We start from the raw sequence: 13,858 nt of genomic DNA, 5'->3' as shown, positions 1-13,858 counted from the left end.
TGTACGAACGTTGCAAAAATCGTCATACGTAACATTATTACTTACTCAATTCCATATATTCCTGATTTAGTTTTACTATATCCCATACCCACAACGCCAATATAATAATAAAAATAATCAACAAGTAGAATATTATGGAGTCAAAGGTAGCACTCGGAATTATTATAAATATCAAAGATTGAATAAATGCCCCCAAAGACTTACCGAACTTAGTGCCGATTACTTCAACAGCCGCTTTACCTTTAGTTCTAAGCTCTAAAGATAACGGAATATACGCCATCTCTTTTGTTGAATCGAATAATGAATATTTTGCCGATTTACTTAATATATTTTGTACTCCGCCGACAAATACTGCTGCATATAAAAGATTAATATTTTCTGCAACTAAACCTATTTCTTCTAAAAAGATTATAAAAACAAAAAACAAAAAACCGGTTATAAATAACATCAGCGGAGTTAATAAAGCAGCAACCAACCAGCTAAGCCTTCTAAGGATATTACTACCGATCACCATAAAAGTAACACAGGATATCCCCATCCAAATATTAAATCTGCCCATAAAATGAACGTAATCTATCGTATTTGGATAGAGCTCCTTTACTTTAGCTTTCCACGGTCCTTCAACGATGTTAATGAGCAATCCGTAACAAATTATCAATAATGCTATACGCCCGATATATTTCGACTTGATTATTAACTTAATACTCTCTCTTACAGAAAGTGAGGTTTTTGTTTTCGCCGTTACTTTTTTTAAATCAAGTGTACTTGTAGCGTCGGTTAAAATAAACCGATTAATTACCTTAAATAATATCATCGCCGTTATGCCGGCAACAACTATTATCGACATGACGGGTTTTAACATTGCTTCCGATCGGTATTCTAAAGTAAAAGAATCGGGTAATAAATCAAAATCTATTACTTCTTTCACTTGCGAGAAAGCGACTAAGACATTTCCTGCAAGTATAAGACCGATATTTCCGACCATTCCAAGGACCGGATAAAATCTTTTTGCTTTACTTGTATCAAAAATATGATTAGCAAATTGCCAAAACATTAAATTAATAACTACCGCACTCCATAACTCGGAGAAAATATACATTACGGCATAGCTCCACTTACCGGCTATTTTGATAAACCATTGAAAATTAGGATAAGAAAGAATTAAGCGATTTATTAATTCAGGATTTGGATGATAAAAATCTTGATTGGGGAAAATAATGTAAGCAAATATTAAGAAAAATAATAGAAAACAACTAACTATCAGATAAAAGATATACTCAAAATTAAACTTATTACTAAGTTTAACATAAGCAATAGTAAAAATAACACAGGAAGGTAGAACTAACCATAATTTTAGGAAGCTGATAACTTCCGCACCCATAGCAGGAACTACTAGTGCATCTTTAATGGAGCGAAGTGCACCAAAATTAAAGAGTATACAAAGCATCATTAAGGCCATAGGCAAAAAAAGTTTTAGCTCTTCTTTCTCTATCGGCCAAATAATTTCTTGAATTTTGTTGGTTTTTGGCAGTAACATTATTTATACTGAGACCTTTGCATAAAATAGAATAAACTTTTAGATCGCCTAAGGGATAAAGTCAATAAAAATAGCCGAATTGTTATACAGCTAAACCGAGATGTTGTTGCATGGATCGAAAAAAATGCTATATGTCATTCTCGCGAAGGCGGGAATCCAGAAAAAATACTTAAAATAAGCAAAATTATATAAAAATTTACTATATAATTCGCTTAAATATTCTCTGGATTCCCGCTTTCGTGGGAATGACATCAAAAATTCGAGCCATGCAACAATGCCCAGTCGCTCGCAATGACGAGGTAAAATCGATCCATGCAACAACGTCCTAAACCGATCGAGACGACGCTATACTGAAATATCTTTCCACGGGGTTACCTCTCTATATTGCCAGTAATTTTTTACATTTTCACTTAATTTATCTCGGTTAGTTTTCCATAATTCTTGTATCTTAGGAGTCCACGGCTTCGGACCTGCATAATGTGCTATAAAATATGAAAAATAAGGATTTACATCATCAAAATAAGTAGAAAAATTCCATCTTATTGACAAAGGATAAATATAATTACAAAATGCTACATTAAATAAATCTTGATCAGGAAAAGGAAAATTACATTCTGAGCCATTTAAAGTTTTTGATAAAAAAGCACCGGCTTTTTTCTTTTTCATATTTTCTAAGTTAAAAAATATTACTCCACTGTTTTTATAAGAATTAATCATATTTTTATGACATTTAAGATTAATATTACTTTTAGAATGAACTAAACTTAAGTCCATAACTCCGGCAGCAATATAATTATCCATATCTATTTTTTTTAGAGAATTTAAGTCATGCAACACTATTATATCGGCATCAAGATATAATATAGAATCTAAATCCGGAAAAATTTGATCAAGATACAAACGGTAAATTATCAGCAACGGCCAATGAGAGGGAAATTTTACCTTCTTTTGTATCAAATCTTTAGTTATTAAGTTTTCCGGAAAATTAATAAAATCTATTGAATAATTTTTTATGTATTGCATAGCCGATAATTTTGCTTTTGATTCTGTAGAAACCTGATCATTAGGATTCATAACTATATGAAATCTATAAAAACTATCTAAATCTGAATTAAGTAGAGCGGAGGCAATAACTACGCCTGCATGAGATGCAAATTTATCATTAATAATTAATGCTATATCAAGAATGTTATCTTGTTTAATTTTTGTGATTTTAATAGTTTTTTGTAGCTCTTCCATAGCAAGCATATAATTAGGATCAGGAATTCCCTCATTAAACGATGATCTACCGAATAAATGAATTAAGCTAAGCCTATATAAACATTTTGCCGTAAGAGGTGGAACATCAAGCGAAATTAGACTATTTAAAAAAGGAATTTCATCTTTTGCATAACCTGTATAATATTTTGTAAAATCAAGGTCACTTGCTAAACCTAATAACTCTTTTACTTCTTTTTCATATCCTTTAACGATTAGTTTTACTAAATTAATTGCCCCCCTTTCCGTATAAATAACGTCTAAACCGTAACTACCGTTTTTTATGGCTTTATATATCTCTACTAAGGTAGAATTTTCATTTGCATATAAACGAAGTAAACAGTCATATCCTTTGGCTACTTCTAGCCTGTCTATTCCATCTTCTACATGAAAAGAACATATCTTTTCTAACTTTTCTTTATCTTGCTTACTTAAAGTTTTATTACCTAATTGCTCAAGAGAAAAATCAAAATTTAATTGATTTTCACGTATAAGGCTATAAAATTTTATATAACTATAGCTAGTAATATCCCGTGTATGATTAAAATCTCGATATATTTTAATATTACTTATGAAGAAACCAATTACTATTATTATTAAAATAAACACCGTTACTAATAATAGCAGAGTAAGGGATTTATAATTAAAAATTTTTTTAAGGCTTATAATTAGGCTCATCAAAATATTTTCATAATAAAAAAATAAAATATAGCAACTAATAAATAATAAAGCAATCTTCTTGCCCGGGTAACTTTATTATTATATTGTGACTTTTTTTATATATCTAATTTATTTATGCTAAGCAATTCTCGATTATTCATTGCCTGGTTATTTGGTTTTATCAGCGGTTTTGCGATAATGATCAGCGGTAATACTTTGAATTATTGGCTTGCTAAAGAAAATATTAATTTACAAACCATCGGTATATTTTCTTTTATACTCCTGCCTTATTCTATTAATTTTCTATGGGCACCGATTTTTGACACCGTAAAGCTTGGGCGACTAAATAAAATATTCGGTCATAGGCTATCCTGGCTTTTCCTTATCGGCATTTTTTTAGCATTTGCTACATTTGCTTTAAGCTTTTTAAATCCTACTAAGGATTTATGGTTATTTGCCTTAGTAGCATTAATTATTTCCTTTTTAAGTTCAGCACAAGACACTATTTTAAGTGCATTCAGAACGGAGATAATAACAAAAGAAGCTCAAGGAACCGCCTCAGGAATATATATATTCGGCTATCGATTTGGTATGCTACTTTCCGGCTTCGGTGCTATATATTTATCTAGTTATTTAACATTCGGTGAAATATATAAAATTTTTGCTATATTAGTACCGATTTATTTGATCCTGTTGTTTTTCTCTATTAAATGCTTTAATATTGTGGCAAATAATATTTCTTTTCCTCCAATAACAAATTATCCTAATAATTACCCTAATAATATTTATAATTTTCTATCCGACATATTAAAACCTATCGGCTCATTTTCTTTTATTACTTTAATAATAATTTTTCTAATTTTATATAGATTACCCGATAATTTTATTAACGTTATGATCAATCCGTTTTTAATCCATATTGGTTATAATGCAATTGAGATAGCTAGCCTTAGCAAATTTCTAGGAATAATGGGGGCTATAATCGGGGGATTAATAGCAAGTTTCATAATGAAAAAAAAGAATATCTTAGATAGTATATTTCTATTCGGTGTTATTCACTCGCTAGCTCATATTTTGTTTATTGCATTAGAAATATACGGCAAAAATTTTTCCCTATTATTTATCACGGTAGCAATAGAAAGTATCACGGGCGGTATGGCAATGGCGGCATATATTGCTTTTATTTCTTCTCTTTGTCACGGTAAGTTTAGAGCTACTCAATATTCTTTTTTCTCATCGATGATGGGATTCTCAAGAGCAATTTTCCCGACTATTTCCGGCTATGTAGTAGTAAATTTCGGTTGGCAAAATTTCTTTGCTTTTACTACTATTATCACTATTCCCTCTTTGCTAATCGCCTTAAAAATAAAAAACCGATTTTTGCGAAAATAGACCTCTTGCATACTTATATAAGTATATATTAAGCTAATTACATATGTTTATGGACGTTATAAATTATTCAGAGTTTCGTAGTAACCTTGCAAAAATTTTAGATAAAGTAAATGATGATCATACTCCCGTAACTATAACTCGGCAAAAGGGAAAGCCTGCAGTAATAATATCTTTAGAGGATTTTAAATCATACGAAGAAACCGCTTATTTAATGGCAAGCCCTAAAAATGCTAAGTGTTTAAACCAATCTATAAGAGAAATAGAGCAAGGTAAAGTTATAAGACAAGCTTAACATCAACCTCGTCATTGCGAGGAGGCATTGGCATTGTTGCATGGATCGATAAAAGTAGCAGTATGTCATTCCCGCGAAAGCGGGAATCCAGAAAAAACACTTAAAATAAACAAAATTATATAAAATTTTACTATATAATTCGCTTAAATATTCTCTGGATTCCCGCCTTCGCGGGAATGACATCAAAAATTCGAGCCACGTAACAACGCTCGTCCCTCTTCGCAATGACGTTTAGGGTTATCTACACAACAACGCTGAACTAGAATGACAATACAATACTCAATTCAATTCGCTTAATTCAGCTCTTGCAAATAATTTAATTTGAAAATTAACAAAATCGTAATTAACGTTAGGGTTTGCAGCGGCAAATTTGTTCGCCTTGATTAATAACTCTAGATCACGTGCTAAATCGGCAAAGAAAAATTGTATTTCGCCGCTTTGCTTCATGCCTAGAATTTCACCGCCGCCACGAAGTTTTAAATCTTGTTCCGCTATATAAAATCCATCGTTAGTTGACTTCATTATTTCAAATCTCTTGCGTGCTACGTTACTTAATCTTTTGGGGTTATATAATAATATACAGTAAGAGGGGGCTGAACCCCGCCCTACTCTTCCCCTTAATTGATGAAGCTGGGCTAAACCGAATTGCTCGGCGTTTTCTATAATAATTAAAGTGGCTTCCGGTACGTCAATGCCTACTTCGATAACGGTAGTTGCCACTAACAATTTAATTTGCCCTTCCTTAAATTGCCTCATTACCGCATCTTTTTGATCATTTTTCATTTTACCGTGAATAATACCCCCTATTTTGGGATATACTAAATCAATAGCGGCAAAACGACTCATTACGTCGGTAAGCGGAATAATATTTTCTGCTATTTTAAGTTCTTTATCGTTTTGATCAATTAAAGGACATATCCAGTAAATTCTTTCGCCTAGAGTGAGTTTTTTATTTAATACTTCTATGATATTTTCTATTCTACTAAAGGGCATAACATTAGTGGTAATAGCTAGCCGATTTTTGGGCTTACTAGTCAATTTTGAGATAGCCATATCACCGAAGACCGTCAGTGCAAGGCTTCGAGGAATCGGCGTTGCCGTCATAACTAACACGTCGGGATTTGCTCCTTTATTTATTAGATTCAAACGCTGTTGCACCCCGAACTTATGTTGTTCGTCTATAACGATATAGCCAAGATTTTTAAAATTTACCTTTTCTTGAAATAAAGCATGCGTACCTATTAATATGTCAATCTCGCCGTTTTCAAGCTGAGACATAACATTTTTTCTGGCAATACCTAATATTTTACCGGTCAAAAGAGCAACTTTTATATCGGTATTTTTTAAAGCTTTAACAAAAAACTCATAATGCTGATTTGCAAGCAAATCGGTAGGTGCCATAAGGGTTGCTTGAAACTTTGCTCCTACCGCATTTACGATAGTAAGCAGAGCTACCAAGGTTTTACCCGATCCGACGTCGCCTTGTAACAGTCTCATCATTTCAAATGAAGAACTTTGATCTTGCTCTATTTCTGCGATAACTTTTTGTTGCCCTTCTGTCAACTCAAACCCTAATTCATTTAATACGGATTGCTGTATAACTGTAGCTTTGCTAAAATTATTGCCACGCTTTAACTGAATTTGTTTGCGGATATTATAGAGAGATATTTGATTAGCGATAAGCTCCTTAGCGGCTAAGCGTTTTATAGATTTTTCTATAATATTTTCTTCAGTGTTATTTCTGTTTACTTCCGTGTCCTTCTCTCTTACTTCGATGTCATTCCCGTGAAAACGGGAATCCAGACTTAATTTTTCTAGATTCCCGCCTTCGCTGGAATGAGATAATGAAGCGTAGGAATGACATATTGAGGCATCATAGGGATATTGAAAATGAAGGATTTTTAAATCGGCTAATAACGATTCTATATATTCCATTACTTCTTTATTAGCTCCTAGCTTTAACTTATTATATTTCTCTTCAAATATATCAATTAGCTTTAAGATGTAAGAATAAATTTGTTTGTTGTTAATCCCGAATGTTAAGGGATAAATCGGTTCTATTGCACCTGCAAATTTAGGATTATAAATAAATTCCGGGTGGAAAATTTGCACATAATGATCGAAAAACTGTACCTTACCGCTAATCGTGTGGGTAGTACCGACTTTTAATTTATTAAAAATGAAAGGCGGTAATTTATGAAAAAATACCATTAATAAAGAACCGGTATCATTAGCTGCCGTAATCTTTAACGGCTGATGTTTTTTTATCGGTAAAAATATTTTTTCGATTGTTACCTTGGTTTGAATTAACTGCCCTTCTTTTACCTCGTATAAATTCGGCGATATTATTTTTACCTGCCATGAAATCGGACGATAAAATAATAAATCACGCACGGTTATTATACTGAGCCTTTTGAGACCTTGAGATATATTTTCACTAAGGTTAAGCAGTGAGCCGACTGAAACAAATAAAAACTTTTCTATATTGATTAACATAATTCTCAAATATCTTTCTATAAACTTAAGATACGAATATACTATACTCAAATGATTTGAAGAATTAAATTTTATATTGAATTTTATTTTGATGGGGAATGTACGCAACCTATATTTGTGAATACACGAAATTACTGCAATAGTCTTATTAATTTTTGTATAAAAACACCTTAAAATATAAATATATTTTAATTTTGTTCACAGAAGCTAGCTAAATACTTGACATCCAGGGTATCGATCTTTAAATTTGTTTATATTCAGAGGGTGCGGGTTTAAGGAGTAATACCAGCGTTGTTGTGTGGCTCGAATTTTTGCAAAGCACTCGGGTGTCATGCCGTGACTTGACCACGGCATCCAGAAAAAATCTTAATAAAAAGACTGGATGCCGTGGTCAAGCCACGGCATGACACCGTACTTGTTATACCATAATTATGAGCCACGCAACAACGCTATGACTTCTCTCTATGACGGTTTCGAAAACAATTTTGATACACACAAACAACTTTTAAATTAATTACAATTTATGAATAAAATTTATCCCTCTTCTGAGTTAGCACTAGAAGGTTTGCTTTACGACGGTATGACGATTATGGCAGGAGGATTCGGTCTTTGCGGTATTCCGGAAAATTTGATAAATGCGTTACTTAAAAGCAAAGTGCAGAATTTAACCGTTATGATGTGGCTATAGTATTCCGGACAGTTAGTATGAGACAATATTAACAGAAAGGAAATACAGTATGACAAAAACAAAAATGTATTCTAGTGAATTTAAAGAATCAGCAGTTAAATTGGCAACTGAATCGAAGCGACCTGTTATTCAGACTGCAAAAGAATTAGGTATCAGTAAGAATACTTTATATAGTTGGATAGATAAATATTCTAAACAATTTGAAGAATCAATAACAAGAACAGATGAACATCTGTATGATGAATTAAAAAGATTAAAGAAAGAGCTGGTGATAGTAACACAGGAGCGTGATATACTAAAAAAGGCTGCAGCGTACTTTGCAAAAGAGTCCCTGTAAGGTATGCATGGATAAAGAAGCATCAAGATGATTTCTCAATTGCAATTATGTGCAAATGTATGAAGGTATCACGTAGCGGTTATTATGAGTGGTTAAATAACCCTGGATGCAATAGGGATAAAGAAAATAGAGAATTAACCTGTAAGGTTAGAGCTATTTTTCAGGAAGGTAGACGAAATTATGGATCTAGACCCATTAAAAAGGCTTTGTTGAGGCAAGGCATAATTGTTAGTCGTAGGAGAATTACAAGACTAATGAATGAAGCTGGCTTAGTATGTAAAACTAAGTATAAATTTAAAGCAACTACTGATTCTAAGCATAATAAGCAAGTTGCTCCTAATTTATTGGATAGACAGTTTAAAGTTTCTAATGTTAATTGTTATTGGGTTGGTGATATCACCTATATCCCAACTGGAGAAGGATGGTTATATTTAGCAACAGTTATTGATCTATTTTCTAGAAAAGTAATAGGCTGGTCAATGAATAGTAATATGAAAGCTGATTTAGTTAATAATGCTTTGCTAATGGCAATATGGCAACGTAAACCACCTAAAAAGCTTATTTGGCATACTGATAGAGGTAGCCAATATTGTTCTGATAGTCATTTAAAACTTATAAAACAACATGGTATTATACAGAGTATGAGTCGTAAAGGAAATTGCTGGGATAATGCTGTTGCTGAAAGCTTTTTTCATACTATAAAAACAGAATTAATTTATCAACATAAATTTAAAACTAGGGAGGAAGCAAAACATGCTATATTTGAATATATAGAGGTATTTTATAATCGTATAAGAATGCATTCTGCTAACGATTATCTATCACCAGTACAATACGAAAAAATACAAAAATGTGCGTAAAAAACTGTCCGGAAAACTGTTGACAGATCATTATTAGTAATAATTGCGGGGTGGATAATTTCGGTCTTGGGCTGTTACTCCAAACTAGACAGATAAAAAAAATGATTTCCTCGTATGTCGGCGAGAATAAAATTTTTGAACAACAATATTTAGATAAGACGCTAGAGCTTGAACTTAACCCGCAAGGAACTTTAGCCGAAAGAATTAGAGCCGGCGGCAACGGTATTCCGGCTTTTTACACCAAAACCGGTATCGGGACAATAGTAGAAGAAAACAAAAAAGTAGGTGAATTTAACGGTGAAAAATACCTGATGGAAACCGCACTTTTTGCCGACCTTGCTATTATCAAAGGCTTTAAAGCCGATAAAAGCGGCAACGTAATATACAATAAAACGGCAAGAAATTTTAACCCTATAATGGCAGGAGCTGCTAAAGTCACTGTTTGTGAAGTAGAAGAAATAGTTGAACTCGATCCCAATAATATTCATACCCCTAATATTTTCGTACAGAGATTGGTTTTAGGAGAAAAATATGAGAAACGTATAGAACAATTAACAACTCGATCAAAATAGGGTTAAAAATGGCTTGGAGTAAAGAACAAATTTATCAAATAACCGCTGAACTTGAACTTAAAGAAGGCTTATATGTTAATCTCGGAATAGGAATGCCGACCTACGTCGCCAACTATATCCCTAAAGGAGTAAATGTCATATTTCAAAGCGAAAACGGCATGCTAGGTATGGGACCGTTTCCTTTGCCCGGTGAAGAAGATGCTGACTTAATTAATGCCGGTAAACAAACTATTACCGAACTAGCAGAAAGTAGTTATTTCGACAGTAGCTTTTCATTCGGCATGATTAGAGGCTCCCACATTGATTTAACTATTTTGGGGGCAATGCAAGTGTCACAAAAAGGTGATCTTGCTAACTGGACTATACCGGACAAAATGGTAAAAGGCATGGGCGGTGCTATGGATTTAGTGGCTAATACCAAAAGGGTCGTCGTGATAATGGAGCATACGGCAAGAGACGGCGGCATTAAATTACTAAAAGAATGTAGCTTTCCTTTGACAGGTGCCAAGGTAGTTAGCAGAGTAATAACCGACCTTGGAATTTTTGATATTGATAAAGATGAAATGTTACTAACCACAATAGCACCGGATGTAACGCTCGACGAGATTAAAGCAAAAACCGAAGCAGAATTTAAAGTAGCTTTGTGACTATCCAGGTCAGTATTGTTTTGTGGGTAGTTAAAATCACTTAAAAATTTTTTAATATATTTTAGCTCTATGACCGATAATAACTTGTAATAACAATAATCCCGAAAGATGCAATTACGTACATTAAAGCTCTTGAGAAATTAAAGATCAAATTAACTTGTCTGTAACGTTTAAAAATCGAAAAGCTTTTATAAAATATAGCAAAAGCCGGAAATGATGTTGGGGCTAATAAACAAATAAATGCTTGGAAAAGCGATAATTGGTACGGCGTTGAAATATAATTTAATCCAACGCAAAAAATCGGAATAAAAATACTAAATATAATTAATTTTATTTGCAAAATTTTTAAAGGCGGTACTCTACCAACTAAATATTTAAATAAACGGCTGATAGATATGAAAATTGCCTATGAATAATAAAGCTATAGTCTCTCTATGATGTTTAGTTAATTTTATTCCATTATTCATCATCTTAATAAAAGCTTTTGGCAAGCATGAAAAAATACCGATTCATTATCCGCTATCATCTAGGTAATCGTCGTCTTCTTCTTCATCCCATTCACTTATACCCCCTTTACTTGCTAAAACTGTATCTACTAATTCCTTAATCTCATTTACTTGTTTAGAAAAATTTTCTAAATTTGCTTCTACTTTTTTTTCATAATTGAAAATTTTTGTTTCTATTGAATGCATAAAAATATTATCCTTATTTTTAGTTGGCGTCTTAAGTAAGAGTTTAAATTACCTAAGACATAATCTGCTACATGACCAGTTAAAGCGTGCTTTAATCGATATTCAAAAATTCTTGGATGTCGGTGTTATCTATGAGAGAAACTAACTGAAAAGTAGGATGAAGAATAACAAAGCAATATTTTGAGATGTAGAGCCAGCTAAATACTTAAGTCGGGTTGTTTTTGGACGGGCTATGTTTACGGAATAATTTTTAGATGAGTGGAATTTATTTGAAACGACAATTTTATAACTTTTAAAACGAGATGTGCTACTACCTATTATATATTTAGGTGCGATTATCCCCTTGCCTTCTTTAAAGCTTTTTGGTATGTTCATAATCGTACTATGTCTTAGTCACATTTGTATTAGACCGGTAAATATTTTAATTTTGACGAATCGGAATATTTACTGGTTATATAAAATTTTTATAACTTACAAAAATGCAGTTACATATATGTAATTATGTTAAGTGGTTTTTTAAAAAAATGTCAATAAAAATATTCATTCATCTGTTATTTTAATTGTAATTAATAATAATATTTTAAATCTGTAATAAAAACGCAACGGTAGTTTAAAAACCTATGTCAGATACGGTATTACAAAAAAATTTATATAAGTTTATAAAAGAGCGTAATATTCAAATTAAGGAACTTGAAATAAAGGCGGGCTTAAAAAAAAATAGTGCTTATAACATCCTCAAAGGGATATCTAAAAAACCTTCTGCAGAAATGCTGCAGACAATAGCTGATACTTTAGGCGTTACAATTAAAGATCTATATGACCCTACTATTAAAGTTAACGACTTTCTTAACGAAAAAGATTACCTCTTAATAGAGAAAATCCTTCCTGAAATAATAAAGACAATAAATAAATTAAATTTGGTGGTTTCTGAAGTAGAGTTTGCTCATGTATTTAGTGAAGTATTTCGTTATTATCGTTCAATGCCTGAGGAGGATATTGATAATAAAGTTATTGAATGGATATTACATCAACGAGTACAAGAAAAATACCTTGGGTACCAATAAATAAATTATTATTGATCTAAATTTATATCTTATTACTCATATATTTAGTAAAATCTACCACTTGCCCCATATTTTTATTGGAAGTATTTGATTTATTTAATAAAGGATAAATAACTTCAATTACGTGTGACTTGTCATTTGAAAAAATATTATATTTAAATTTATGTTCTTTTAGTGATTTGAATATCTTGTGGCAGTTTAAAATAAAAAAATCTATATGTTCTTCTATTATAATATCTGATAATTTAATCATTTTTCTTTCATCTAACGGAAAACTATCATTAACAATAGTAATCTTATTCTCACTAAAATTTATTGTAAGTATTTGAGGAATATTGCTTTGTCTATCCATAAATTTTATTAAATTGAACACTAAGCTAAATATTAACTGGTAAAAAACTTCAGCAGAGCAATTAATTTCAATATCCTTTATATTGCTGGTAATTCTAAGACCTATCTTGGCAAAGTAAGGGGCAAAATACTCTTGCAATAATTGAGTCAAATTTTTTATATTAATTATGGTAAGCGATAAATCGGTTAAATATATAGGAAATAGCTGATTTTTAGATGAAAGAGTATTTGGATCGTATGTTTCGCCTAATTCTCGTTTTAAATACATTTCTGTCAATTTTCTTATAAAAAGCTTTTTCAGTTGATGATCAACTTTAATATTATTAAGTAATGCCGTATTAATTTTTTTCTCTTCATATATCTCTTGACTTAATATGCTAAATTTCCTCTTTATGTTACTGCTTACCCTTAAATAAAAATATAAAAATATTGAAAAAATTAAAAACGAACTAATGCCGGAAATCAAAATACTTTTCTGTAATTTATTCTTCTTATCTAAATAAAATATTGATTCTTTTTTAATTCCTAATTTTAAACTTAAAATATCATTTAATCCTATTGAGTTATTTTGAGTTAAGTCATATTCTGTTTTTTGGTTTCCATCAGTTAATATATTATGATTATTAAAGCTTAATTCATAAGTTATAAACGCAGGAAATATTTTGTTTATAGTTTCTTTTAAGTCAGGTAAATCAAAGATATATTCTTCTTTTAGATTTTTTACTTTCATAACATCAGGACTTAATATAATTAAGTTTACCGCAGGCTTTGACCTAGTAATAATTTCAAAATCTTTCAGTAAAAAAAACTTTTTATTAAGGGAAGAATTATTAAGCACATTTTCTAAATCTTGCGTAAGTAGACTGGCTATGCTACTTGTATAACCTTTAAGCAATAGGGCGTATTCTTTTTTCTGATGATATATTAAGTAATTGTAAACTATAATATTAAAAATAAGAAAAAGAAAAACTGCTATAATGTAAGGGGCTAATTTATTAATAACATGTTTCACT

The 13,858-nt window shown here is 31.4% G+C and carries 12 protein-coding genes and 1 pseudogene; 8 read left to right on the top strand and 5 right to left on the bottom strand.

Translation table 11 applies throughout. The features are described from left to right. Positions 1 to 37 precede the first annotated feature (37 nt). On the bottom strand, positions 38 to 1,537 hold the full coding sequence (locus AAGD48_RS03965; RefSeq protein WP_341790519.1) for an Npt1/Npt2 family nucleotide transporter: 1,500 nt from the start codon (positions 1,535 to 1,537) through the stop codon (positions 38 to 40). Positions 1,538 to 1,882: 345 nt separating this feature from the next. Beyond that, positions 1,883 to 3,352 carry a glycosyltransferase family 8 protein gene (locus tag AAGD48_RS03960; protein ID WP_341790727.1) on the bottom strand — a complete coding sequence of 490 codons (1,470 nt, stop codon included), beginning with the start codon at positions 3,350 to 3,352 and terminating at the stop codon, positions 1,883 to 1,885. A 237-nt stretch (positions 3,353 to 3,589) separates the two neighbouring features. Here AAGD48_RS03960 and AAGD48_RS03955 point away from each other — a divergent pair, with 237 nt between their 5' ends. Both AAGD48_RS03955 and AAGD48_RS03950 read left to right on the top strand, forming a co-directional pair. Beyond that, positions 3,590 to 4,846, top strand: coding sequence for an AmpG family muropeptide MFS transporter (locus AAGD48_RS03955; RefSeq protein WP_341790518.1), 1,257 nt, complete (start codon positions 3,590 to 3,592; stop codon positions 4,844 to 4,846). Positions 4,847 to 4,895: 49 nt separating this feature from the next. Next, on the top strand, positions 4,896 to 5,138 hold the full coding sequence (locus AAGD48_RS03950; RefSeq protein ID WP_341790517.1) for a type II toxin-antitoxin system prevent-host-death family antitoxin: 243 nt from the start codon (positions 4,896 to 4,898) through the stop codon (positions 5,136 to 5,138). A gap of 279 nt (positions 5,139 to 5,417) precedes the next feature. Here AAGD48_RS03950 and AAGD48_RS03945 read toward each other — a convergent pair whose 3' ends face one another. Then, positions 5,418 to 7,634, bottom strand: a complete 2,217-nt coding sequence (locus AAGD48_RS03945) for an ATP-dependent DNA helicase RecG (RefSeq protein WP_341790516.1) — start codon at positions 7,632 to 7,634, stop codon at positions 5,418 to 5,420. 382 nt (positions 7,635 to 8,016) lie between these two features. Here AAGD48_RS03945 and AAGD48_RS03940 point away from each other — a divergent pair, with 382 nt between their 5' ends. From AAGD48_RS03940 to AAGD48_RS03920, 5 genes and pseudogenes are all read left to right on the top strand, one after another. After that, a complete protein-coding gene (locus AAGD48_RS03940) occupies positions 8,017 to 8,148 on the top strand; it encodes a hypothetical protein (RefSeq protein ID WP_341790515.1) in 132 nt (43 codons plus the stop codon). A gap of 9 nt (positions 8,149 to 8,157) precedes the next feature. Then, positions 8,158 to 8,310: pseudogene (locus tag AAGD48_RS03935) on the top strand (CoA-transferase); the annotation flags it as partial. 61 nt (positions 8,311 to 8,371) lie between these two features. Then, positions 8,372 to 9,519, top strand: a protein-coding gene (locus AAGD48_RS03930) for an IS3 family transposase (protein WP_410526007.1) whose coding sequence is annotated in 2 segments (ribosomal slippage) — positions 8,372 to 8,618 and positions 8,618 to 9,519 — 1,149 coding nt in all. Because the reading frame shifts where the segments join, the coding sequence is not laid out codon by codon here. A gap of 26 nt (positions 9,520 to 9,545) precedes the next feature. Beyond that, positions 9,546 to 10,091, top strand: a complete 546-nt coding sequence (locus tag AAGD48_RS03925; RefSeq protein WP_341790726.1) for a CoA transferase subunit A — start codon at positions 9,546 to 9,548, stop codon at positions 10,089 to 10,091. Positions 10,092 to 10,099: 8 nt separating this feature from the next. Continuing rightward, the gene (locus AAGD48_RS03920) at positions 10,100 to 10,738 is read left to right on the top strand and encodes a 3-oxoacid CoA-transferase subunit B (RefSeq protein WP_341790514.1); all 639 of its coding nucleotides are present in this window, start codon (positions 10,100 to 10,102) and stop codon (positions 10,736 to 10,738) included. Between the two features lie 512 nt (positions 10,739 to 11,250). Here the strand turns inward: AAGD48_RS03920 and AAGD48_RS03915 are convergent. Then, positions 11,251 to 11,430, bottom strand: coding sequence for a hypothetical protein (locus tag AAGD48_RS03915; protein WP_341790513.1), 180 nt, complete (start codon positions 11,428 to 11,430; stop codon positions 11,251 to 11,253). A gap of 620 nt (positions 11,431 to 12,050) precedes the next feature. Here AAGD48_RS03915 and AAGD48_RS03910 point away from each other — a divergent pair. Next, positions 12,051 to 12,494 carry a helix-turn-helix transcriptional regulator gene (locus AAGD48_RS03910; RefSeq protein WP_341790512.1) on the top strand — a complete coding sequence of 148 codons (444 nt, stop codon included), beginning with the start codon at positions 12,051 to 12,053 and terminating at the stop codon, positions 12,492 to 12,494. A 22-nt stretch (positions 12,495 to 12,516) separates the two neighbouring features. On the opposite strand, the gene AAGD48_RS03905 is transcribed toward AAGD48_RS03910, so the two are convergent. Beyond that, positions 12,517 to 13,857, bottom strand: coding sequence for a hypothetical protein (locus AAGD48_RS03905; RefSeq protein ID WP_341790511.1), 1,341 nt, complete (start codon positions 13,855 to 13,857; stop codon positions 12,517 to 12,519). Between the last annotated feature and the right edge of the window lies 1 nt (position 13,858).

The sequence above is a fragment of the Rickettsia endosymbiont of Polydrusus tereticollis genome, assembly GCF_964026385.1.
Lineage (GTDB): Bacteria > Pseudomonadota > Alphaproteobacteria > Rickettsiales > Rickettsiaceae > Rickettsia.
This window is presented reverse-complemented; position numbering and strand designations above follow the sequence as displayed.